The 23,401-nt window shown below is 38.5% G+C and carries 21 protein-coding genes; 7 read left to right on the top strand and 14 right to left on the bottom strand.

Annotated elements, in window-relative coordinates; genetic code table 11:
* Window positions 1–102: 102 nt before the first annotated feature.
* The gene (locus ADHAQ_RS25610) at window positions 103–756 is read right to left on the bottom strand and encodes a hypothetical protein (RefSeq protein ID WP_034256807.1); all 654 of its coding nucleotides are present in this window, start codon (window positions 754–756) and stop codon (window positions 103–105) included.
* Window positions 757–908: 152 nt separating this feature from the next.
* On the opposite strand from ADHAQ_RS25610, the gene ADHAQ_RS0113110 reads away from it, so the two are divergent.
* Window positions 909–1,715, top strand: a complete 807-nt coding sequence (locus tag ADHAQ_RS0113110) for a phosphatase PAP2 family protein (protein WP_026463322.1) — start codon at window positions 909–911, stop codon at window positions 1,713–1,715.
* Window positions 1,716–1,738: 23 nt separating this feature from the next.
* On the opposite strand, the gene ADHAQ_RS0113115 is transcribed toward ADHAQ_RS0113110, so the two are convergent.
* The 3 genes from ADHAQ_RS0113115 to ADHAQ_RS0113125 all read right to left on the bottom strand — a co-directional run bounded on the left by ADHAQ_RS0113115 (window position 1,739) and on the right by ADHAQ_RS0113125 (window position 5,040).
* Window positions 1,739–1,888, bottom strand: a complete 150-nt coding sequence (locus ADHAQ_RS0113115) for a hypothetical protein (RefSeq protein WP_157433413.1) — start codon at window positions 1,886–1,888, stop codon at window positions 1,739–1,741.
* 355 nt (window positions 1,889–2,243) lie between these two features.
* Window positions 2,244–2,582 (bottom strand): hypothetical protein, encoded by a 339-nt coding sequence (locus ADHAQ_RS0113120; protein ID WP_026463324.1) that lies wholly within the window; start codon window positions 2,580–2,582, stop codon window positions 2,244–2,246.
* 22 nt (window positions 2,583–2,604) lie between these two features.
* Complete coding sequence (locus ADHAQ_RS0113125) at window positions 2,605–5,040, bottom strand: penicillin acylase family protein (protein WP_026463325.1); 2,436 nt, start codon at window positions 5,038–5,040, stop codon at window positions 2,605–2,607.
* Window positions 5,041–5,820: 780 nt separating this feature from the next.
* Here ADHAQ_RS0113125 and ADHAQ_RS0113130 point away from each other — a divergent pair.
* Complete coding sequence (locus ADHAQ_RS0113130; RefSeq protein WP_026463326.1) at window positions 5,821–6,729, top strand: bestrophin family protein; 909 nt, start codon at window positions 5,821–5,823, stop codon at window positions 6,727–6,729.
* A gap of 159 nt (window positions 6,730–6,888) precedes the next feature.
* Here the strand turns inward: ADHAQ_RS0113130 and folB are convergent, their stop codons facing one another.
* Genes folB through ADHAQ_RS0113145 form a run of 3 tightly spaced genes read right to left on the bottom strand, consistent with a single transcriptional unit; the run spans window position 6,889 to window position 9,181 of the window.
* Window positions 6,889–7,245, bottom strand: coding sequence for a dihydroneopterin aldolase (folB, locus tag ADHAQ_RS0113135; RefSeq protein ID WP_026463327.1), 357 nt, complete (start codon window positions 7,243–7,245; stop codon window positions 6,889–6,891).
* 12 nt (window positions 7,246–7,257) lie between these two features.
* Complete coding sequence (locus tag ADHAQ_RS0113140) at window positions 7,258–8,253, bottom strand: DivIVA domain-containing protein (RefSeq protein ID WP_026463328.1); 996 nt, start codon at window positions 8,251–8,253, stop codon at window positions 7,258–7,260.
* Window positions 8,228–9,181, bottom strand: a complete 954-nt coding sequence (locus ADHAQ_RS0113145) for a WD40 repeat domain-containing protein (protein ID WP_026463329.1) — start codon at window positions 9,179–9,181, stop codon at window positions 8,228–8,230. The genes ADHAQ_RS0113140 and ADHAQ_RS0113145 overlap by 26 nt, the downstream gene beginning before the upstream one ends.
* Window positions 9,182–9,308: 127 nt before the next feature.
* Here ADHAQ_RS0113145 and ADHAQ_RS0113150 point away from each other — a divergent pair, with 127 nt between their 5' ends.
* From ADHAQ_RS0113150 to ADHAQ_RS25620, 4 genes are all read left to right on the top strand, one after another.
* Entirely contained in the window at window positions 9,309–9,965 is a 657-nt protein-coding gene (locus ADHAQ_RS0113150; RefSeq protein WP_026463330.1) for a 4'-phosphopantetheinyl transferase family protein, read from the top strand.
* A gap of 3 nt (window positions 9,966–9,968) precedes the next feature.
* Window positions 9,969–10,541, top strand: a complete 573-nt coding sequence (locus ADHAQ_RS25615; protein WP_051359902.1) for a thioredoxin domain-containing protein — start codon at window positions 9,969–9,971, stop codon at window positions 10,539–10,541.
* 187 nt (window positions 10,542–10,728) lie between these two features.
* Window positions 10,729–11,382, top strand: a complete 654-nt coding sequence (locus ADHAQ_RS0113160) for a porin family protein (RefSeq protein ID WP_051359903.1) — start codon at window positions 10,729–10,731, stop codon at window positions 11,380–11,382.
* Window positions 11,383–11,713: 331 nt separating this feature from the next.
* Complete coding sequence (locus tag ADHAQ_RS25620) at window positions 11,714–12,367, top strand: porin family protein (protein WP_051359904.1); 654 nt, start codon at window positions 11,714–11,716, stop codon at window positions 12,365–12,367.
* Between the two features lie 56 nt (window positions 12,368–12,423).
* On the opposite strand, the gene ADHAQ_RS0113170 is transcribed toward ADHAQ_RS25620, so the two are convergent.
* From ADHAQ_RS0113170 to tpiA, 6 genes are all read right to left on the bottom strand, one after another.
* Window positions 12,424–13,785, bottom strand: coding sequence for a dipeptidase (locus ADHAQ_RS0113170; protein WP_026463332.1), 1,362 nt, complete (start codon window positions 13,783–13,785; stop codon window positions 12,424–12,426).
* A 62-nt stretch (window positions 13,786–13,847) separates the two neighbouring features.
* Window positions 13,848–14,492, bottom strand: coding sequence for a glycerol-3-phosphate 1-O-acyltransferase PlsY (gene plsY, locus ADHAQ_RS0113175; protein ID WP_026463333.1), 645 nt, complete (start codon window positions 14,490–14,492; stop codon window positions 13,848–13,850).
* Between the two features lie 272 nt (window positions 14,493–14,764).
* On the bottom strand, window positions 14,765–19,996 hold the full coding sequence (locus ADHAQ_RS25625) for a hypothetical protein (RefSeq protein ID WP_051359905.1): 5,232 nt from the start codon (window positions 19,994–19,996) through the stop codon (window positions 14,765–14,767).
* An 8-nt stretch (window positions 19,997–20,004) separates the two neighbouring features.
* Window positions 20,005–20,835: a 50S ribosomal protein L11 methyltransferase gene (gene prmA, locus ADHAQ_RS0113185; protein ID WP_026463335.1), complete on the bottom strand. Its 831-nt coding sequence runs from the start codon at window positions 20,833–20,835 to the stop codon at window positions 20,005–20,007.
* Between the two features lie 12 nt (window positions 20,836–20,847).
* On the bottom strand, window positions 20,848–21,231 hold the full coding sequence (locus ADHAQ_RS0113190; RefSeq protein WP_026463336.1) for a 7(1) septoil knot domain-containing protein: 384 nt from the start codon (window positions 21,229–21,231) through the stop codon (window positions 20,848–20,850).
* A gap of 178 nt (window positions 21,232–21,409) precedes the next feature.
* Window positions 21,410–22,171: a triose-phosphate isomerase gene (gene tpiA, locus ADHAQ_RS0113195; protein ID WP_026463337.1), complete on the bottom strand. Its 762-nt coding sequence runs from the start codon at window positions 22,169–22,171 to the stop codon at window positions 21,410–21,412.
* Between the two features lie 212 nt (window positions 22,172–22,383).
* On the opposite strand from tpiA, the gene ADHAQ_RS25630 reads away from it, so the two are divergent.
* A complete protein-coding gene (locus ADHAQ_RS25630) occupies window positions 22,384–22,710 on the top strand; it encodes a (2Fe-2S) ferredoxin domain-containing protein (RefSeq protein ID WP_051359906.1) in 327 nt (108 codons plus the stop codon).
* A gap of 31 nt (window positions 22,711–22,741) precedes the next feature.
* On the opposite strand, the gene ADHAQ_RS0113205 is transcribed toward ADHAQ_RS25630, so the two are convergent.
* Complete coding sequence (locus tag ADHAQ_RS0113205; RefSeq protein WP_026463338.1) at window positions 22,742–23,269, bottom strand: ferritin; 528 nt, start codon at window positions 23,267–23,269, stop codon at window positions 22,742–22,744.
* Window positions 23,270–23,401: the final 132 nt, after the last annotated feature.

Genomic DNA, 23,401 nt, shown 5'->3' on the forward strand with positions numbered 1-23,401 from the left:
ACAGATTTAAATTTATTTGCAAAGCTAATATATTCAGTTAATAGTAAAAATATAACTAGCCGCCTTTCGGAAATTTTAAAATATCAATTTTATTTCATCTTTTTATTTAAAAATAGCCGCATTTTTAGGAAATAAAACGATACTCATAAACATAAAACAAGTACCGAATTCCAGTAATTCTGCCCGCTTACCCGACGGACACAAAGCTATCAAACTAAAAACTAACAAAAGAGAAACCGTTTGATACCATTGAGGTACCGGAACTGCTGATTGATTTACAAAATCCCTGATTTTACTGGAGCGCTTATATAAAACAGGTAGAACAAGTAAATAAAAGGCTATAACTAAGATTAATAAGCGGGAAAAAATAATGAGGTTAATACTTTTACCCGCAACTACCAAATTATGAAAGTTCGTTTCGCGTTGAGAGTTATTACGGGTAAAAAATTCAGAACTTTTTACCTGAAATAAGCGCTGCCCCCAACTTAATTCTTCTCCTGCCACAAATAAGCAAAGGCCTGCTAATACTAATAAAGCAAAAAGAAAAAAAGGCTTGCGGCGATTTTTTAAATTCCAGAACCTGACCAAGCAAGCGCCCAAAATAACACATAAAGCAATAACCGTCATCCACTCTATAAACCCATCCTCTACGGCATAGGTAAAATCAAACCAATATTGGTCGGCTCGGGACATAACAATACCGAAAAGGAGCAATCCAAATGTTATATACAAGATTAATGACTCAATTTTCGACATTTTTAATTCAATTATTAAAGTAAGTATTGAATTTCAAAGATACATCTAATTCTTATCCTTCACCAAAACACGGTGATACCGGATTTGGAATAAACTTTTAAAGAGAAAACGCGTTTCAACCTTTTACAATATTCTGATTTTACTATACCACTATGAAAAAATATTTATTCATTTTAATCTCTGTCTTATCACTTAGCTTTAATACTCAGGCACAAACAGAATCTCCTTATACAACTAAAGTAAAGGTAGATTTACCTGTAACTGCTGCTGGTGTTGGATTAAGTGGCTTAGGCGTTTATTTTATCAGCAAGAAGGATCGTTTAAATGAACAGGCGGTACGGCAAATAAGCAAAAATGAAGTTAATGCCTTCGACCGTTTTTCAGCGGGAAATTATAGCGAAAGCGCCAAAAATTTAAGTGATATTCCGTTTTACGGCTCTTTTGTAATGCCATTGGCCTTACTTCTGGATAAAGACGTTTACCACAATGCCCCCCAGGTTTTCTTACTTTACGGCGAAACGATGTCTGTAACTGGCGCTTTGTTTGCCATGACTGCTGGTCTTGTAGACAGAAAAAGACCTTTGGTTTACAGTCAGGAAGCCCCAATTCGTGAGCGAACCAGTAAAAATGCCCGCAATTCATTTTTTGCTGGGCACCCGGCGGCTACCGCTACTGCAACATTTTTTGTAGCTAAAGTTTTTAATGATTTTAATCCGGATTCGCCAGCCCGTCCTTTTGTTTGGGGGGCAGCAGCGGCTGTTCCGGCGGCTGTTGGTTATTTAAGATTAAAAGCGGGGAAGCACTTTTTAAGCGATGTAATCATTGGTTATACAATTGGTACAACGGTAGGTATTTTAGTACCTCATCTTCATAAAAAGGGCAATAATTCTGGCTTGTCAATCACCCCAACTTATAATAGAATAGAAGGCAGAGGTTTAGCTTTAAACTATACGTTTTAATAATTCAAGGCCAAGTCCGGGCTTTACCATACCTGGTATAGTCCTGGCTTGGTTATTTGCATACCCTGTTCCGGATGCTTAAGCTGGTTAAAATTATATTTGGCAAATAAGTTCTGGGCATCCTGGATCATAAGCCAGAACCACCACATTTCTTTCAAATCTTTATGATTCATAATAAGCTTGTTTAACCATTGTCCCAGCCCCGATTTTGATATGCGGTAGTGCAAAGACATCGGCTAAATAGGCGAAAGAGGTATTATTTGGTCATACCCAATTTGATTTTCCGGATGGTATAGTTTAAAATTCAGCAGATACTTGATTGCCTGTTCTACTAAATGAAAAGGGATAATAAGGTATTTTTTGGGCCTAATACAATTGCTTCCATAAGTATTGGCCAATTACTCTAATATGAAGCTTTTCCGGAGGCAGACAAGTAAATAGCTGATTGTCATATTCCTGATGCAGTTCCTGTAGCTTTTAATGGAGTATGATTGATGATCTCAAATACTGTTATGAAATTTAATTAACTTAAGCTGTAAGCACTTTTCTGGTAAAGAAACCTGCTAAAGCTGCAATACCGCCTACCAAACCTCCTAAGATTACCGTTACCAGTACTAATAGAAACGGATGAGGTAACGTAAATAAAGTGGCTACTCTGGTAGTTAGAATCCCATCGTTTCGGATATGTTGAAATAAAGCCATGGCCAGCCAACCCAGGGCAATACCATTAAATCCAGCTACAAAAGCATGGCTTATTTTTCGGGCTAACAGAAAGGCCAATACAAAAGAAACAACTGCTAATATCCACCAAGGCAAAAACAGTTGCAGCAAAAATCCAACAATAGTAATTAGGAGGAAAAGACGCATTTAGTTTATTATTTATAAAAAATTATTCGGGCTGAAGGTTTAAGGTTGCTAATACATTTTCCTTTTGCTCATTGGCACTTTGCAGGTAAACCAATTTATTTAATTTCCCCATCCGCCAGGTCTCAATCATGTTATCATAATAAAAGCTGCCCGGGTTACCTGATTGCCCACCCGGATATACACCATAACCTTTTACCTGTGGCCCTAGTGCAACCACCATGCGCCAAGAAGGACCTTTTCTTTCTCCGGTAGCATTTATAATATTGGGCCCGCCACCAATCATAATGTTTTCTTTTCCAAATCCGGGCAAACTGGCAATATGCTGAATGGAGGTATTTTTAAACCGACCCCACTCCCAGCTTTTACCAATTGGCCCGTGCAGTTTGGTTAATTCTGCCATTGTTTCGCTAAAGGTTCTAGTAACTAAATAAGGCAAGGTTTCTTTTATAGGTGTACTGACGTTATCAAACCATTGGGCTTGTGGTTCTTGCAAAATCAGCTGAATAGTTCTGTCCTGACTTGGGTAACGCATTTCTAACCCCTCTCCTGATTTAAATTCATCATGCCAGATAGCTTTGGTTAATTTCTGCCACCAAACATCAAAAATTGTAGGGGGAATTTCATTGGCATTATTCAAGTACCGCCAGTTTTTAAGCTCGTGCCAGGCCTGCTGTTCATTTTTAGGCAGCTTATTTAAATTAATTTGGGAAAGTAAAACAGGTAAAACGGCCTCTCCCAAAATATTAAAATTATCATTTTGCAATTGCCGCAGACTATCTACACTTACCTTTTGCATAGCAGCCAGGCGCTGACTGATGCGAATGGCCCGGTCGGGGGAAGCATATTGCCAATTTAAATAATAAGGATAATCTGGCCCCGTTGAAAATTGGTTGGCAGAGAAAACAAAGCCCCTTTCCGGATTTTTAAGATGCGGATTATGAGTTTGCGGCACCCAACCAGACCAATCGTGAGCCAGATTTGTACCATCCAATATAAACTTCCCCTGATTCTTATATTTTAACGGGAATTTACCATTCACCCAAACAGCTATATCTTGGTGAACATCTGCGTAAATAAAATTTTGGGCAGGCGCCGTATACCAGGTTAAGGCCGCTAAATAATCCTGATAATTACTTGCCCGATTTAAAAGATAAAACGTTCGTATTTCATTAGATTTTTCATGCGCAATCCAGCGAAAAGCATGAAATACTGGTGTATTCTTCTTAAAGGGCTTTTCTTTTTTGTTATGATAAACCACTGGTCCGTGGTGGGTATAATATACCGTATCTACTAAAGATTTCTTACCCCGAACTTTTATTCTTTCTGTTACCTGCCTTATTGGCTTCCATTGGTTCTGGTGCCAGTATTCCTGTTTTAAGCTATTTTTAAACTTTATCTGGTACCAGTCTTGCACATCAGCATCCACATTGGTTACGCCCCAACTTACCTCCTTATTAAAACCGATAATAATATTAGGCGCTCCTGGCAAAGACACACCATAAGCATTTATACCCGGAGCCACTAACTGCACCTGATACCAAATGGAAGGCAGATTTAGTTGTAAATGCGGATCATTAGCAAGTAAGGGATAGCCCGTAACAGACTTTGCTCCTGAAACTGCCCAATTATTACTACCAATACCTTCTTCTTTATGCTTTAAAAACAAGTTTGGAACATAAGCTCCACTAAAATTAGCAGGAGGAGCAGGCACCGCAACAGGCTTAAAATCTAATTTTGTACCAACAGGCACAATTGGAACTTCCCGAAAAGGATAATCAGGAAATAAATCCTGCACCACCTCTAGCCCATATTTATTCAAAATATTGGTCATATATAGATCGTCACCTTGACCAGCCAAATCGTAAGCCATTAATTTTAATAAAAGGGCACATTTTAAAGGTGTCCAGGACTCAGGTTCGTAATCCAGCAGTTTATATTCTATTGGATAATCAGCAGGAGTAAGTTTTTTAATATAAGCGTTAACGCCAGCTGTAAAGGCTTCAACAGATTCTTTTGTTTCCGGGTCGGCCCTAATACCAGCCAACGATTGCTGAGCACCGTAAACCATACCTATCCGGCGCTGGTACCGGTCTAATTCTATAGCTTTTTCCCCAACAATTTCTGAGATACGGCCGGCTGCTGCATGCGTCTGAAATTCCATTTGCCAAAGCCGGTCTTTGGCAGTTACATAGCCCTGGGCAAAATATAAATCGTAATTGTTACTGGCAAAAATGTGCGGCACCCGGTTTAGGTCGTACTGCACAACCACTGCCCCCTTTAATCCTTTTAAGTCTAAATTTTCTGATTTATTAGAGCTTGTGGCTTCAGCATTTTTCCAAAAGCCTGTAAATGGACTTAAAAATTTACCTAAAGGAGGAATATCACCATTTTTAGTGTTTAGGGCATATACCAGTATTATACAACTAAAAATACTTAACCCAGCTTTAAGTAACTTCATGATAGATACGTTAAACCTTGTAGTTATAAATCAAAGGCAGATAAATTTCTACCTTGAATACTAATTTAATTTGAACCCAATTGTAATCAAAAAATAGTATTCTTTCCACCAAGTTACTGTACTTAGGAAGGCAATTACTATAATGTAACTCCCTCCTATAAAGGAAATTAAAATGATTTATATCCTCTATAAAATCACCTTCAGAAAAAATGTTCTTTCATTTAAAAAGTAAGAACCTAAACAAATTACCTCTTTTAATGCTGTTTTAATCTATATAAACTTTAATATAATATAAAAATAACTTAAGAAAATACTATTTATTATTTATGGATAGGAGGTAAATATTTAAATTTTACTAAATCCATACATTAGGCTTTATGTTACCAAATTAAACTCACATTAAGAATCCGCAGATTCATCAAAACTATATTAACTAAATTTTAATATCTTTTTAACTAGCCCTTAATAACTTTTTTCAATATTGGTCTTTTTAAGGAGGAATTGTTTTACTGTACTAGAATTGCGAGACTGTGAAAAAAATAGTATTACCTACAAACCTAACTATTCCCTTGCTTCATCTGATAAAGTTGGGGTTGCAAATAATGACAGGTCGAACGTGCCAGACTTTCCTGAAGGAAAATAAAGCTATTTTACAGGCTTCTTCACCAGAAAGAGAATCTTCTGTGATGTGGCCATATACAAGGAGTCTGTCTCTAGCAATTGCTTAATTCTTTAATACCTGATTAATAAAGCTGTATCTAACCATTTATTTTAATCCTTATGTTATTAAAGAAAAACATTCCGATCTCCTATGTATTTGGCAAAGTGAAGTATGAGGTTAGCTTTGTTCTTATTTATGCCACCTTAATTGGCACGTGGGATAAATATTTTCATGTCATTAATATCTCTATCCCGTTAAGTGTCCCCATGATCTTAGGCACTGTACTTTCGCTATTGCTTGCATTTAAATCAAATCAGGCATACGATCGGTGGTGGGAGGCCAGAATTATTTGGGGAGCTATTGTTAACGACTCCAGAACCCTTACCAGGCAGTTACTTAATTTCATAGCCGATCCTTATGTTTCAGTAAATGTCAAAGATTTTCAGGATCGGTTTACTTACCGGCAAATTGCCTGGTGCTATAGCTTAGGACAATCACTCCGCAACGAATCCCCTATAGAAGGGCTACCCAAATATTTAACTCCAGGGGAACTGGAATTTGTTAGCAAACATGATAACGTGCCAAATGCGCTCCTACAATTGCATGCCCGCGACCTTAAAAGGCTTTTGGAAGATGGTCAGATAAATAAATATCAACAAGTAGAGATAGATGGCACCCTTACCCGTCTTTGTGACGCTATGGGAAAATGTGAACGAATTAAAAATACTGTATTCCCGGTAACCTACGGATTATATATTCACTTCTCACTTTTTATATTTATACTATTATTACCTTTTGCTTTGCTGGAAACTTTTGGCATTCTGCAAATTCCAATGGTAGCAATCATAGCTGCTTCTTTTTTCCTGATAGAAAAAATGGCCATTCACTTACAAGATCCATTTGAAAACAGAGCTACCGATACCCCGGTAACTGCTATTTCCAGAACCATAGAACGTAATTTGATGCAAATGATAAATGACTACCAAATACCCGATAAAATTAACTCAACTGATTTTTACGTTTTATAAAATATAAACCAATATTAAAAGGACAAAGCCCGAACTTCTTATTATAAAATAAGAAGTTCGGGCTTTGTCCTTTTAACCTTAATTAGGTATTTATTAATACTTATACAACTTGTTAAACCGCAATCAAGCTCCCCCTATATTAAATAACTAGAAGGGTAATTACCGTTTTTCTTTTATCGTAACCTTCGCCTGCCGACAAATACCTCCCAATGGCGGATTAAACTTATACACATTAACCTTTACCGCCCTAATCAAAGGAAATCTACTGTAAACGCGGTCGATAATGCGGTGCCCCAGGTGCTCCAGCAGGCGGGCAGGATTTAACATTTCTTCTAATACTAATTTGTATACCACCTCATAGTTTACTGTTTGCGTCAGATCATCTGTTGCCGCAGCAGCATGCAGGTCGGTATAAATGTATAAGTCTATTCCATACTTGTTCCCAATTTTTTGCTCTTCATCATAGAATCCATGAAAAGCAAAGAACTCCATACCTTCTAAAGCAATCCTTCCCATGGTAGGTTTTACCTATTCAAAATCATCAAAAAAAGAGGAACTGGCCGAAGCAAGTTCTCTTACTGGCTTGTGCTGGGCAGGAGCCGGAGCGGGTTGCGGCACCTGAGGTTGAATTTCCGGATTATTAGGTGTTACTGGTTGAATATCAGGACTAGGTGTTTCTATTCTGTCTGGAGCTATTTCCGGAATATCTGGTTTTGGCTGTTCTATTTCCGGCCCAACCGGGTTGGGTACAGGTGTAACCGGACTCGGTACCTCGGGCTGGAAAGGTTGAATGGGTTGAACAGGCTCAATAGGTTGTATTGGCTGAATAGGGTCAATTTCATTTTTGAAAACCGGCCTGTCTATTAATAAATTTCCTATATTTTTATTTATTACCGGATCAGAGTTGCTTGTAACGGCAGATGGAACATCTTGAAAGACTTTATCTAACTCAGCCCGCTTAACTTTTATGTTAGCCGCTTTCGCTAAAATGCTGGATAAAGAAGGACGTTGCTTGGCAGCATTCTTCTCTACTTTATCTAAAGCGTCTGTAGCCAGGTTTCTTAAATCCCGTAATAAATTATCTACATAGCTTTCTAAGCGCTGATGCTCCAGCTCTAAATCTTTTACTTCACTGTGCATTTCAGCAATTGCTTTCTCAGACTGGCCATAAGCATCTTCAATAATGGCACGAGCCTTCAAGCGGGCATCATTTAATAACTGCTCCGATTTAAGCTGGGCTTCCCGTACTTGCAAAGTTGCTTCTTTAGAAGCTTGCTCCAACATGCTGTTTCCGGTATCTTCTGCCGTTTTTAAGGTGCGGTATAAGGTAGATTCTACCTCTTTCATTTTTTGCACCTCTTTACTCGTCACATCCAGTTTGGTTCTTAAATCCTTATTCTCATCGAGCAGCTTTTCCCACTGTTGCGATAAGGTCAGCAAAAAAGCACTTACTTCATCTTTATCCAATCCACGAAAAGCCTTCTCAAAAGTCTTCTGCCTAATTTCTAATGGTGTTATTTTCATACCGCAAGCTAAAGTTTAAATCCCAGACTGAAATGGTGCGATCATCGCTACACGAAACTAACGAATTTACTCGATCTGTCCAAAATAATTTGTTCACGGAAGTGCCGTGTCCGGCGTGCCTGGCTTTATCAATTACTTTTAAAAGTTTAAAGGTTTTTGCATCCCATATTTTTACAGATTTATCCATGCTGCACGTAGCAAAATATTGTGCATCCGGGCTAAAGGCTAGGTGATTGATAGCAAAAAGATGCGCTATAATGGAAGTATATTCCTGATAGTTATTAGTTACATCCCAAACTTTTAAATGGGCATCCCGGCTGCCGCTTAATAAATATTTTTTATCAGGCGAATACACAACGGTAAAAACAGAATTAGCATGGGCCTCTATTTCTTCTTTTACCGCGCCGGTTTCCAGATCTAGAATACGCATGAAACAATCACTATAACCAGCAGCTAACTCCATTCTTTCTTCGTTTATAGCCAAACAGCGTAAGCTTTTTCCCGAATACCTGAGGCTTGCTTTTACCGTAAAATCCTGCCCATTTAAAATATACAGGGTTCCATCACCGGTTCCTACATAAACCTGGTTTGTTTTACTGGAGTAAGCAATGTCAAAGAAAGCACTACCAGGCAACGGAATGGTTTTCTTAACCTGCTTGGTGCTTAAATCTATTACTTCTATGCTATTTTGATTATGCCCGACTAAAAGCAAATTAGGAACCGGCAGATACTTTAGGGCATAAACAGAATTGGTAACCTGAGCCACCAATTCACCATTCTCCGGATCGTTTAAATCCCATGCTACCACCATGCCATCGCCGGCTGCCGAGTAGAAGGTAGTTGCTTTATCGGAACGCTCCAAAGTATAAATGCAATCTCGATGCCCTGTAAGGGTTGCAATTTTCTGGACCTGTACGGGACTAGCCATAGTACGAACTATTAGTTTAAAGAAATTATTTACAAGAATACGCTATTTCAGGCCAATATTTACATAATTGCACCCAGAAACTGTTTTAAGTTACCCGTTATAAAATAGTGTTATTGCAAAATTACTCATGCCATTAACCGAAATACGCAAAATCAATGAAGCTACCGTCTTAGGATTCTGGAACCTTACAGAAGATATAGAAAGCTTAAAAGAGCAGGTAACAGCATTAGCGCCAGCCAATTTTGAGATACTAAACTTTACGAATCTTCCGCGGCAAAAACAATGGCTTACGGGCAGATTATTAGCTTACCGGTTATTGCAGGAATTTACCAACGATAAGTTACATCTCCAGGTAGATGCACATGGTAAACCTGTTTTCGAAGATAGCACTTACTCGTTGTCTATTTCGCATACGGCAAATACAGTTGGTGTTATATTATCTGATACATATAAAGTTGGCATAGATATTGAAAATATTAGTTCAAAAGTGTTGAAAGTAAAGCACAAGTTTTTGTCTGAGGCTGAAATACAATATACAGAAGACAGCTTAGAAAAAACCCTGGTGTATTGGTGCACAAAAGAAACATTATATAAACTATACGGGAAAGGGCAGGTTTTATTTAAAGAACATTTGCAGGTACAACCTTTTAAATTGGCAACCTTTGGAAGTTTAGCAGCAACTATTGCTCTGCCCAACTTGTACAGAAAGCTACATGTATTTTACGAATTGCATCCCGACTTTATATTTAGTTATTGTTTAACCTCAGAATTATCTGAAACATAATCTATGAAAGCTATATTTACTCTTATAATAAGTTCCTTTATATCACTGGCGGCTATTGGGCAGCAATCAAATGCTCAGATAGGGCAGCCGGTATCTAATTTAGATTTTTTAAGAAATATAACTGCTAACAAAGCTGTAGTAATTGTATTTGTAAATAATACCTGCCCCAACTCACGTTTGTATGAAAGCCGGTTACAAACCTTAGCGAATGCCTATAGCAGCCAAGGCGTAAATTTTGTTTTTGTGAATGTTCCTATCAATATGCAGGATAGTGGTGGAGGAGTAAAAGAATTGGCGCAAATAATTCCTGGTGGAAATTTAAGTACTTCTATCTCAGATGAGAATCTAAAAATAAGTTCACAGCTTGGGGCCACTAAAACACCGGAAGTCTTTTTGCTGCAAAATCAAAATGGTCAGTTTATTTTAAAATATAAAGGCGCTATAGACGATAATCCACAGCTCAGCACCTCTGTAAAAGACAATTATTTGCGGGATGCGCTGGAGGCAGTAGTAAATAACAGAACAGTTACCACCCCGGAAAGACGCAGCATTGGTTGCCTTATAAAACGTTATTAATTAAGCATTTAAAAGAAAAACAATAGAATTATTAATTCTTATTTCTAGTTAAACCATTTACTACCTGGTCATGGCCCATCAACGGAAATCTATACAAAGCAGGATTAAATTGTATCCAACCCATCAGTAGAATACGTAAATAGAATTACATAAATAATATTTAACTGTTTACTTAATTACTCAAACTATGAAAAAGATTTTATGCTTGTTGGTAGCATGTTTAGGCCTCACGTTTGCACAAGCACAATCCACCAGAATTGGTTTAAAAGGCGGCTTAACGTATTCTAATATTGCTGGAGATTTAGAAAATGAAAGTATCTATCAGAACAAATTAGGGTTTAACGGTGGTATTACTGCCAACTTTCCAGTGATTGGCAATTTTTTATCCATTCAACCTGAGATATTATATAATCAGAAAGGCTATCAATACCAGGATGAAGAATTTACGTTTTTAGGAATCACCCGGGAAAGAAAAGGAAAACGTAATTTTAATTATATTGACGTACCTGTGCTGGCTAAAATAAATGCCGGTGGCATCTTCTTCGAGGCTGGTCCACAAATTTCGTATTTATTAGGAGTACGCGATAATACTGAAGAAACCATAAATGGCATAGAAAATAAGAACTATCAGCGAATTAATAAAGATGATTTAGCTGAATTAGAAATTGGGTATGCAGTTGGTTTGGGTTTCCAGGCTTCTAATGGAGTAAGCTTAGGCGTGCGTTATAACGGTAGCGTTCAAGATCTGGCAAAAAATACCGGCAACGACGAATTAACTAATGCCCGTCATTCTGCTTTCTTACTACAGCTTGGTTTTCCAATAAGCGGGGGTAGCAAATAATTCTTTAATTAAATTATTTGCGTAAAACATTTTTCTTTAGCCCAATATAGTAAAATATAAAACTACTTATATAAAGCCTTAATCGAGTGTATCGGTTAAGGCTTTTTTATTATAAATTCTACTGAATCAAGGTACTTACCACGCGCACCAACTTTTTTCTTTAAATCCAATCCATATATTAAATAAATACAAACCCAAAATCATTCTTCCACCCTTAATCAAGCAACTATATAAACTCGAATCAAACTTTTTTATTCATAAACGTAAAACAACTATATTACCAAAATACAATTTACCAGAACACAATGAGAAAAACTTACGAACTAAAACCATGAAACAATTTATATGCTTACTGCTTGCTTTTTTTAGCTATTCTATTACACAGGCCCAAACCGTAAAACTTGGATTTAAAGGTGGGCTCAATTACTCAAACTTATCCGGGGATTTAATGAAAAGTAATGATCAAAACAGCAAAACAGCTTTTCACGGTGGAATCTCAGCTAATGTAGGTTTGGGTTATTTTCTTTCTTTTCAGCCAGAAGTTATTCTTTCCCAAAAAGGCTACCAATACATGGAAAACGAAGTTAGAACCGGGAACAGCGTATACGAGCGGAAAGGAAAAGTTAATTACACGTATATCGATGTTCCGTTATTACTACGATTAAAAGCAAAAGGCCTTTTTGCTGAATTAGGTCCACAATTATCTTATTTAACCGGTATCCAAGACCGAACTGAAGTAAGCATAAACAATATTGAACAAAAGGAGGTGCAGCGCATTAGCAAAGGAGATATGGAGCCTTGGGAGCTCGGCTTTGCAACCGGCCTTGGTTACCAAACAGAAAAAGGAATCAGCATAGGCTTACGCTATAATGGTAAAATCAAAAATTTTGCCCGGGAAAATGCAAACAACTCTTTAACCAACGCCAGGTTTGCGGTTTTACAGTTACAAGCGGGAATCCTATTAAGTTCTTTTTCCCAATTGTAATAAAAAAGGCCTGGGTACAAAACCAGGCCTTTTTTATTTGATTAATACTATCTTAATTATTTACTCAGCTCCGCATAATGTTTAAAGAAATAAGGTATGGTTTCAATACCTTTTAAGAAGTTAAATATTCCAAAATGCTCATTAGGTGAGTGAATAGCATCCGAATCAAGTCCAAATCCCATTAATACAGAATCAAGTCCTAATTCTTGTTTAAACATAGCCACAATAGGTATGCTGCCGCCGCTGCGCATTGGCACTGGCTTCTTCCCAAATGTTTGCTCGTAGGCCATACTCGCGGCTTTATAAGCAATAGAATTCATAGGTGTAACGGCCGGCTCACCGCCATGGTGCGGCCTTACTTCTACTTTTACGCCAGCCGGAGCAATCTGCTCAAAATGCTTTCTGAATAAATTTGTTATTTCCTCTGATGTTTGATGAGGAACCAACCGCATCGATATTTTGGCAAATGCTTTTGATGGAATAACTGTTTTGGCCCCTTCACCAGTATATCCTCCCCAAATGCCATTTACATCTAATGTTGGCCGAATGGAGTTACGTTCATTAGTAGAATAACCCGTTTCACCATAAACATCATTCAGGTCTAAGGCTTTTTTATACTCCTCCAGGCTAAAAGGTGCTTTAGCCATTTCTGCCCGCTCCGCTTCAGATAACTCTTCCACGTTATCATAGAATCCGGGAATGGTAATATGATTGTTCTCATCGTGTAAAGACGCAATCATTTTGCACAAAATATTAATTGGGTTAGCCACTGCTCCGCCATATAACCCCGAATGCAAGTCGCGGTTAGGACCTGTAACTTCAACTTCATGGTAACTTAAACCGCGCAGCCCGGTAGTTATGGAAGGAATATCATTGGCAATCATGCCGGTATCCGAGATCAAAATTACATCGGCCTTTAATTTCTCCTTATTGTTTTGTACGAACCATTCCAGATTATTAGATCCAATTTCTTCCTCCCCTTCTATCATGAATTTAACATTGCAAGCTAATTCCTGCTGTTGCATCATTAACTCAAAAGCTTTTATGTGCATGTATAGCTGCCCCTTGTCGTCGCAGGCTCCACGCGCATATATTTTTTCATCTTTAATAACCGGCTCAAAGGGTGGCGAGTGCCAAAGCTCCAACGGGTCGGCAGGCTGCACATCGTAATGTCCATAGGCCAGTACCGTAGGCAAACCCGGATCAATGATTTTCTCGCCATATACAATTGGGTTGCCCGGTGTTTCACATAACTCTACCTTATCTGCTCCGGCCTCCCGCAGTCTATCAGCAATAAATTCGGCTGCTTTTAGTACATCTCCTTTATATTGCAGATCGGCACTAATAGAAGGAATTCGTAACAAATCCAGCAGCTCGTTAATAAACCGCTCTTTATTTTCCTGGAGATAACTTTGCATGAGATAAAAGATAGGCTACAGCTTAGCAGCAGCAGTTTTGAAGGTTAAGACTAAAAGTTAAACTATTTTCTGTTTAATATCCGGATATTGGCCTTACTTTCTTGGCCATGCAGCAAACGATTAATATTCTTTTTATGGGTTAATACAACCATGGCTGATAGCAGAAAGCCGAATATAATCAATAATGGCTCGTCGGGGTGGAAACGTGGCATTAACAACAGTAAAGGAAAGGAAATAGCTGCTATCATAGAACCTAAAGAAACATACCGGGAAATAAGCAGCACCACAATAAAAATACCTAAACAAATAAGAGCTGCCGGAGTATGTATGGCCAGGACCATGCCCATTAAAGTAGCCACCCCTTTGCCTCCTTTAAAACCTACGTACACCGGAAAAACGTGCCCCAGTACCGCCAGCACCCCCATTATAAGTTTATATTGAATTAAATTCTCAGCCGGAATCAGGTTAAGCAGTAGTAGGTAATTAGCTAAAGAAGTAGCCGCCCAGCCTTTAAAAATATCGAAGAGCATTACAAAAGAGCCTGGCTTTTTACCTAACACCCGAAAGGTATTGGTAGCCCCGGCATTACCACTTCCATAATCTCTTACATCAATACCAAAGAATGCCCTCCCCACCCAAACTGCTGTCGGAATGGCTCCTATCAGGTAAGCGGCCAGTAAAAAACCTACTTTTATCAGGATATCCATTTCTTAACTTTTATTACTATTGCTAGTTTTTAACGAAAAATAAACCAGCAGGTATCACCATTTTTTAAGAATTCTTATTCCAAATATAGTCAAATTCAGATGCAGTAAACAAATAAATCGGGTATATTTTACAATAAGGCTACCACCCTGTATACTAGAAAATTTTCAAGAACAAACTCCTTAACCCACCCCTTATTGAATAAGATTCACAGAATCAAGGATATATTAAAGTTTATTAAAAAAAATGCCACATATAATATGCGGCATTTTTTTTAGTTCATATCTACATCCGGAAGCAATCCGTCGTCACCTCCCCTTTTAGACTTTTTCTTCTTTTTAGGTTCTTTTGGTTCTTCTGTTATTTCGGGTAAAGCACTTTCTCTGGCAGCCGGGGCCGGCGTTTGTACCTTTTCCTCTGTTTTAGCTTTTTTCTTCTTTTTCTTTGCATCCGTTTCTTCTGCAAAATCAAAACCCGGTTCTTTTGCAGGAGCCACTTTTACTGCCGGGGCATCTGTTTTACTATTTTTCAAATAGTTTCTTCTAAAATAGTTTACAAACTGCACTTTATCCATCTCCTCGCCTGGGATAAGGGTCCGGCCTTTTTTCTTAGCTATCTGATTAAAAAACTGTTGCTCAGAAGAAGCGGCCAGCACCACATTGTTATCAAAGCTAAAGTAGTACCAAACCGCTGGCAAAGGTTCTAAATACACACTTACTATATCAGAGGCTGATCCACGTTTAATTTCGATATAACCAGGTACCTGCGCATTAATGTCGCGTTTTAATACGTTAGATAAGTTCAAATTCCCTACACTGTACCAAGCTTTGGTAGAATCAGACCATTGCAGCTGAACCCCACTTAACACCAAGCTTTTAACAAACTTAGAAGAAAATGAGGCCAATGGCGTATAGGTAGATTTTTCGGCAAACGATCGAGCCTCTTTAGTCCCTACAAATTGAGCCAATTTATTTACCACGGAAGCCATATCAACTTTAGCTTCTGGTGCCCCAGACGTAGTTTCTGATAAGGTATTACCCATAGAAACTACTGCTTGTTCCGGAAGCTTTATATCCAAAGCCAGTAAGGCATCCATTTTATATTGTTTTTCAGAAGATTTTGCAACAGTAGTACCTGCAGCATTTATGGCAAATATTTTGGTTGGATGCATGAGTTTAAACTTTCCTTCGTATCTGGATACATTGGAAGAGTCGTTATAAACTAGCAGATTACCTTCCAGTTCTTCGCCGGAAACCCGGGCTGGCTTCCCAATCCGAAATTCTTTCTTCTTTTTCAAATAAGCTAATTGTCCCTCTACTTCAAAAACATCTAAGTCTGCTTCATCTTTTTTCTTAGAAACAAACGTGTTGTAAATTTTATTATTTGCTGCCGACACGTGCAAACCGGTTTTTAAAGGAGTGGCATCTGCTGCAGTTGGTTTCTCAATATTAATTTTTACCTCTGCCGGATTAACGGTAGCCTGGTAAGGAAACCAGTCAGAAGCACCTTGGGCATCTGAAAATGCCAGCTTCACAAAACCATCAAAATCCCAATATTGCTTATTCGAGTTCATGGTTACATTACCTTTGTACCGAACTCCCGGAGCAATAAATAAGTTGTCGTCCTCTTTTATTGAGGCTAATGCAACCGTATAAGGGACCATATCGTCCTCATCTAAATCGCCTTTAGATTTTCTTTTACCTATTTTGGCCACTAATGTCTTAAAGCTGGTTGCAGTAGAATCAGTGCCAGTAGAATCAATAACATTGGATATACCTTCCTTTTTACCTAAAAAACCAAAGGCTTTTGCTTTCTTCGGATTCACTAATTCTTCTGGCGCTGGTTCTTTTCCTTCTCCAGGCGGAGCCGTTAGCGCTTCTATAGCCAGCATGCCATCGGTTTCCTCTTTTTTCTTTTTGTTTAAGAAGCCTACCTTTCTAAAAACACCTTTTTGCTCAGACTCCTCAACCGGATCATTAACCATGGGGTCATCAGGCAATATCTCTGTATTAATACTGGCAACTTTAGGCGCTTTAGTAGTATCTATGAACACCTTTGTTTTTACACTGGCTAAAGCTTTGGCTTTATCCATGTTGCGCATGATAAACTTTTCAAACTTAATAGCAAAAGTATCTGACTGCGCATTCACGTAATTGGCCCGGGCATAACCCTGGTATTTGTACCGCGAAACAATATCAACTTCGCCTTTAAACATCTGATGATGCTTTTGAATGGTATCGGTAATAACCGCCGCATTCTGAAGCGGTCGCAGTTCAGCTTTCTCTATATAAATCTGGTTGTTTTCCGGAACTATGTGTGCATCGGCGGCCGCTATATAGGGTATACCTCCTATCAATAAAGTATTCTTGCTGATATCGTAGGTACTGCTTTTAGCCTTAAACTTTAAATTTTCATGAGAAGGCCGGGTAGAAACAAAGTATGCTTTTGCTTCACTTTTATCATCGGGCTCTTTCATCACTACCAGCTTTTTAGTAACGTCCCATTTACCGCTGTTGAGAGAAGTTTTAAACTGCGAGTAAGGGAATTCTGTACTTACCGTGCCTGCTTTCTCGGGTGCAAAAGCCGTTATGCCTGATTTTAAATCATAATCTACAAAAACATCCGTAGCCCGTAAAACCGGTTTCTCCGGAATATTAGATTTAATTTCCAGAATGGCCTTATTAGCTTTGAAATTAGTTTTGGCAAATTGCAATAACGGCGACTTAATTGTGCCATCGGTTCCTTCTACCAAGCCATCTCCGTAAAACCCAGTGCGGGTAAGCGTAGCCATGCCCCGGTAAATAAACTTTCCGTTGTACAGTTTAATAGGCTCCGATACCGTGCTTATGTTCATGGTATCTTTTTGTGGAAACCACTCCAAAGCATATTTATCAAAATCGGCTTCCATGTAGTAGGCATTGCCAATTTGAGCTTCTGTTACAAGGGCCCTTGTTCCTAAAGTATGTACTTTATCCAGGTAAAAAGTAAAGGCATTAGATTGTAGCTTGGCACTTAAATATTCTATATCACCATTTCCCTGCAATCCTTTATAATTTAAGGTGATGGTGTTGTAATATTTTCCTTTGCCACCATAAGCAGGTAAGCCCCCTTTAGGTGTTTTATAGATAAACCCGAGCGATTGGTCCGGCATTACTTCAAGCTTGGTTTCCAGGGGAGGGAAAATACCTCCGGAGTGAAACTTACCCTTTAAGCCGATGGCCCGCGGCACAGTATTGCCCAGGCTATCAATTTTAAAAGGCGGAATTTCAAAATATACGGTGGTGTCGTAGGCTCCTCCTAATATTTCCGGTTTATTGAAAAACACATAAGCTCCTGAAGTTGCATTAAACATGGGGTAGTTCAAGTGTTTCTTTTTACCCGATTTATTGTCAGGCTTGTTCAGATATAAAATTCCGGAGGTTTTATTAATTGTATTAGAGATAAATTGTTCTCCCGGATCATTTCCCTTCAGGCCTTTTTTATCTTTCTTTTTAACGGCAAAAGCAATGGTATCAATTTTTGCCATATCAATTAGAAAGTCTTTATACTTAAAGGTGAACTTAGAACCCTTAAATTTTAAGTGCGAGGCCAATACCTGCCCATTAAACTTTATATCTCTGTTTCTGAGAACGCGCACCTGGTTACTATCAGGCACTGCATAAACGGCCATAGAGTCTCCAGTTAAGTAAAACCTTTCTACACCCCGAACTATCAATTCATTTTTATTTAAATCCAAAGTGGCATTCTTACCCGAAGGCATCATGGATTTAAGGGTTATATAATCATAATCTTTTTTCTTCTGCGCCGACCGCAGGTAATGAAAAGCTTTAGCTTTTAAAGTAACTTCTCCGGTTCTGTTATTATAGTACAAGAAATTTTGACGGGCCAACATAGAGGCGGCGACGCGTAATTCATCTTCTTTTATTTTTGTTTTCTGAGCTAAATCAGCCAGAAAAAAAGAATTGGACCGCTGTTTATCGGCAAAATTTGCCATCACTATCAACGGATGAAAGTCGGCTGTTCCTTTCAGATGCTCGTAACTGTTCTCGGTAAAATATTCCATCGACATCAACTGAGCCGGCACCTGGTTTTTAGCGCTTAGAATGGAAAAATCGACTAATGGAGTAGCTAAGTTCCAGTTTAGCATACCCGCATTAATTTCCATTTGGTGATAGGAAGCGTAAAAAGGACTGGTCTGCGATTCATCAAAACGAGTAAGCGACAAATTCTTAGTCGGTTTGGAATATTTTAGCCGGATACCCGGGTGCATCAGCGAATCTTTTCCCTGATAAATCAGCACTACGGCTCTATTGGAAATAATTAAAGAATCGGATAAAGAATAATTAGCTGCTGATGCTTTAAATTTTGGTTTCCCATCCAGGCTTACCGTAATATTTGACGGACTACCATCTAATGCCCCGGTACTAACTTTACTCCCAATTAAAGAAAAGCCTCCCACATACTGAATATTTTCACCGATATTCTTGATGCGGGCATTATTTGTATAGGTAATAAATTTAGGAAAATCTGTATCGCCATTGCCCCTTCTCTGCACACTTCGGTATTCAAAAACACCTTCTACCGGGGCCTCTAAAACAGCCGGGTAGGTTAATGTCACATTTTCAGCTTTAAAAACCGGCTTGGTCACATCAAAGCTAAATTTTTTAAAATCTGCAGATGCTTCTCCATTCTTTTGCAGCCATTCAAAATGACCTTTATCTCCTACGTAAGTATTTTTAGATAAAAGTACCGCTCCGCTCGTGTTTTTTAAAAGCAGCGAATCTTCTCTGTTACTCAGAAATAGATCAATGTTTTGTAACTGTAACACAGCACCCTTTACGGCCGGAATACTGCTAGCCGAACCAGAAACCAAAGCATCAGCAGTTGTGCTATCGGCTACATCCGTAAACCAGGTTATTTCTCCATCTTTAACCGGTTTCTTTTTAGCTTCTTTTTTTATTTTTGTTTTTTCATTCTTTTCATCCAGGCTTTTAGATTCTGATCCATCTAAATAGGCAAAAGAGAATGTACCCCCTAAAACGCGTAAAGCATTTAGCTGAGATTTATAAATAACTTTAGAATCAAGAAAGGTATAAGCGGTTTGTAAATATTTATCAAAGGCAGGAATTTGTTCGTGAGTAAGGGTTTTTTCTGTAACGGTTAAAAATTGGTCTAAAGCAACATTGTTTAAATTCTGGACAGTAACGCCGCTGACTATTGCTCCTAAAAAGTTTTCGAAATGCGGTCGGGCTCTCAGCTTTCGGCCTAACATTTTTTGTGAAAGATCAATAATGCGGGTCTGCTGAGTGGGTGTCAGTTGTTTATTATTCCACAAGCCTTCAAATTTAGCTCCTACCTCCATAGCACCTTGGTTATGGGTAGAAGCCATCATCGATTTAAGATCGGTAATAAACTGCTGGGGTTCCTTAGATAGTTTGTAGTTTTGTGCCTCCGCCATCCCAACTACCCCAGCTACAAAGAACAAGATAAGGAAAAAGTGTTTCATATAGGATACTAAGTGTTCTTCTTAAGAATAACCGACGTCCAATTATTCTTCACACGGTTTATATTATACGTAATATTATATAGTAAGGCTTGATTATTTATTGCATCCAAATCCTCTGTATAAAAACCACTCATAATCAGGGTTCCGCCGGCCTTTAAAAGCTTGCTATATTCCTGCATATCAGCTAAAAGCACATTGCGGTTAATATTGGCCAGTACTATATCAAAAGGCTGCTCCTGGCCTACTACTCCAACATCGCCCAACCGTACATCAACCTGGCAATTATTTAGTTCAGCATTTTCGCGGGCATTCTCTACCGTCCAGTCCTCAATATCTACGGCAACTACTTCGCTTGCACCTAATTTATAAGCCAGAATAGCTAAAATACCGGTACCACACCCCATATCCAGCACCCGCTTCCCGGCATGATCAACCTCTAGCTGATTTTCAATCATCAGAGAGGTAGTTTCGTGGTGCCCGGTCCCGAACGACATCTTAGGGTTAATAACAATATCATAGGCAACATGATCGGGTTTAGGATGAAAAGAAGCCCGAACAGAACATATATTGGCAATTAAAAGAGGCTCAAAGTTTTTTTCCCATTCTTCGTTCCAGTTCTTTTTTTCAATTTCCTGAATGGCATAGGTAAGCGAGTTTTCAACTGAATATTTTTCCAAGACAACTTTTAAATCTTCTTCCGAAAAAATATCTTCCGTTATATAAGCGTTCAAACCTTCTTCTGTTTCCATAAAGGTATCGTACCCAATCTGGCCCAGTTCAGCAGTTAAAATATCGTTTAATTCTTCAGGCGAGTAAATAGTTACTTCAATAAAATTCATGAATAGGGTTGGTTAATTCCGGCAACCGGAAAATGTTCTTACTTTGGTAAAATGGATAGAGAAATCGGCTAAAGCCCGATTGGTAGTTACAAAAAATATATGATCGGCAAAATCACGGTTAGAGGCTATATGCCATAAGCCAGGAGCATCGGCAAATAGTTTGTTGTTTTCTTTAAAAACCTGCATATCGGCAAAAGCCGACTCGGGCTCCAGGTAAATAACATAACGGGCCAGGTTTTTATGCCGCGGATCGCTGGTTAAATAAACCGATCCAAACAAACGGCATATTTCGGGTTCAGCACTTACCGCAACCTTTGCTTTACCGTCGGTAGCCTCTGAAACTGGCTTTTCCCAAAAACTTATTAAAGAAATAAAAGAAAAAAATAATAAATGCATGCGCCAACAACCATATACTAGGCCCCTCCTATATTTCCTGGAACCTCCAGGTACTTTTTATAAAAGCCTGCTGTTTTGCTAAGTCAGCAAAAACCTTGCAATTTTTTCATAAAAAAAGCAGGTAGTAAGCATACACCTACATTACCTGCTGTTAAATTATAAAAAAATAAGGTATTTTTTAGAAAGATTTGATAATATCCACAAAATCACGGGATTTTAAAGAGGCCCCACCAATTAATCCGCCATCAATATCCGGTTGCGAAAATAACTCTTTTGCATTACCCGGGTTGGCACTACCACCATATAAAATGGTAGTATCAGCTGCTGCCTGCGCATCGTAATTACGGGCAATTTGTTCCCGAATAAAAGCATGAACTTCCTGAGCTTGCTGGCTCGTAGCTGTTTTGCCGGTGCCTATTGCCCAAATAGGTTCATAAGCAATTACCACCTGGGCAAACTCCTCGTTGCTTACATGAAATAAACCTTCTTTTAACTGCGACTCAAGTACTTTAAAAGTTAAGTCCTGCTCCCGCTCTTCCAAAGATTCGCCAATGCAGAAAATTGGTTTTAAACCTTGTTTTAAAACAGCTTTAACCTTGGCTTCCAGTAACTGATTATCTTCCTGAAAATACTGCCGGCGCTCGCTATGTCCTAAAATTACATACGATACTCCTACTGATTTTAGCATACCAGCCGATACTTCACCGGTATAGGCGCCGCTTTCATTCTGGTGGCAGTTCTGAGCTCCAACCTGTATTTTTGCGTTGCCGTTGATGGCTTTGCTAACACTGCTTAAGAAAGGGAAAGACGGACAAATAACTACTTCTGTATCATTATTTACTTCGTCCTGAACCATATTTACTACCTCCGAAACCAAAGCTTGTGCTTCGTCAAAGGTTTTATTCATTTTCCAGTTTCCGGCAACTATTTTCTTTCTCATTTTATTTTCGGATTTTCTTCACTAACAATTTAAGGCGTAAGATTAAGGATTTTAACTAAAATAGCCTAAGATTTTACGGCAGGAAATATTTTTTGAATATAAACTTTGCCGGAAAAGTGTTCGTTTCAGATAAAGTAAAACGACTTGATTGCTTTAAAAAGCAGCTATCTTTACAGCAGCATCGGATTTAACTTTAATTTTAACAAAATAACATGAGTAAAGCATTTAATACACCTCAGCAGGTAATATATATATGTACTGGCAGTAAGTGTAAAAAAAAGGGCGGGAAAGAATTAAGTAAGTTTTTCCGGTCGCACCTGAAAGATACCGGTTTGAAAGGCAATATAGAAATAATAAAAACAGACTGTACCGACCGTTGTAAACTAGCGCCCAATGTGACCTTGCAACCCGAAAACACCTGGTTCCATCAGGTTTCTGAACAAATGGCCCACCAGATTTTACAACAGCATATTTTAGGAAAAGGGCGAAATAATTCAGAAGCAATACCAAATGAAAATCCCTCAGATCCGGAGGATTGAGGGATTAACACTGGATTTTAATTCCTTTTAACTATTCGTTATCGTATTTGATTTTTGGTACGTGCTTGTCTATTTCGTAACGGCCTGTACCTTCTTCTCCAATAACATCAAACAGTTCTAAAGCCCGACGCGCTACATACTCCTCCTCTACCTGCTCTTTTAAGAACCACTGTAAGAATTGGAAGGTTACATAATCCCGTGCCTTCATACACCGGTCAGCAATACGGTTAAACTGCTGCGTTACATAAATTTCCTGTTGAAGTGCCTGTTCAAACACACTCCGGAACGATTCAAAGTCCTGCGGTATATTGGTTACTTCCGGAGAAATAGCCCGACCACCTAAATCGTTAACAAAATTAAAGAGCTTTAACATATGTTCGCGCTCTTCACCAGACTGTTTCTGAAAATACCCGGCACTGTAATCAAACCCGTGGCGGTTGCACCACGACGACATAGCCAAATACACAGACGACGAATGTGCTTCTACTTTTATCTGTTCGTTTAAGAGCGTTTCAATTTCTTCAGAAAGAGACGTTCTAAGTCTTAATAAATCTTTCATGATGATTATCAATTAAATAAAAAAAGTCAGGAGATCTTATTGCGTATCCCTGACCTAAATATAAACTGAAAAATCAAAAAATGGTTTTGCTTAAAGCTAAATAGCCTTAATACATATTAAGTCTAAATTACA

The sequence above is a fragment of the Adhaeribacter aquaticus DSM 16391 genome, assembly GCF_000473365.1.
Classification (GTDB): Bacteria; Bacteroidota; Bacteroidia; order Cytophagales; family Hymenobacteraceae; genus Adhaeribacter; species Adhaeribacter aquaticus.